We start from the raw sequence: 715 nt of genomic DNA, 5'->3' as shown, positions 1-715 counted from the left end.
GCCGTCTATCTTTCTGGGTTGGATAGACGGCTTTGCTTTGTTGCTGCGGTGTTGTGTTATACTGCTTGCACAGTAATCCCCTGAAAGTAGACTTTCCCACTAGACGGACATGCGCAAAATCAGGGGGATTATTGTATAATGCAACTTGAGTCTTTTGCTTATAGCTTTGGATCTGGCGGATGACCTCTGCGCCCGAAATCAGGGGTCTTTTAATAGTTAATCCAGCGTGCCACTTGCTCCTCGCAAATCTCTTTCATTGTGGTGTCAAGCACCTGCTTTCTATGGTTGTTCAGTTCAAACTCCCAGTCGAATAAGCTAACCCCTGAAGCAGTATGGATATATACATCCTCATCATATAAATGCATTTTTATAGTGGCTGAAATGTAATCAAACACGTCCCAACCAAGCTCAAAGGATACATTGTCCTCAAGATCTTTAAACCCAGCTTCTTCCAGATTCTCTTTAAAGTAGTATTTAGGACGCAGCCTATTGAGTTCCTCAAGCTTATCTATTGTGTCTTCAATCCAATCACGGATCTTGTCGTAGTTATCCTTCATCCTCATCCTCCTGGTTTAGTTTGTCTTCAAAGTCTGCTTGTGCTTTGTCATAAGCGCTTTGTGCTTGCCACCATGCACTCTTAGTAAATCCATACATGGCTACAAGCGCATCGTCTTCAAGCATTGGGAACCTCTTATGCAGCGCTTGGTGGGTTGCT

General features: G+C 43.6%; 1 protein-coding gene. It reads right to left on the bottom strand.

Annotation, left to right across the window (positions count from 1 at the left end; genetic code table 11):
• Positions 1-209: 209 nt before the first annotated feature.
• Positions 210-557, bottom strand: coding sequence for a hypothetical protein (locus tag HMPREF3192_RS05115; protein WP_066306103.1), 348 nt, complete (start codon positions 555-557; stop codon positions 210-212).
• Positions 558-715 lie beyond the last annotated feature (158 nt).

It is taken from the genome of Atopobium deltae (assembly GCF_001552785.1).
In the GTDB taxonomy this organism is placed as follows: Bacteria; Actinomycetota; Coriobacteriia; order Coriobacteriales; family Atopobiaceae; genus Atopobium; species Atopobium deltae.
Note: the sequence above shows the minus strand (reverse complement) of the source record. Positions and strands in the feature narration are given on the sequence as shown.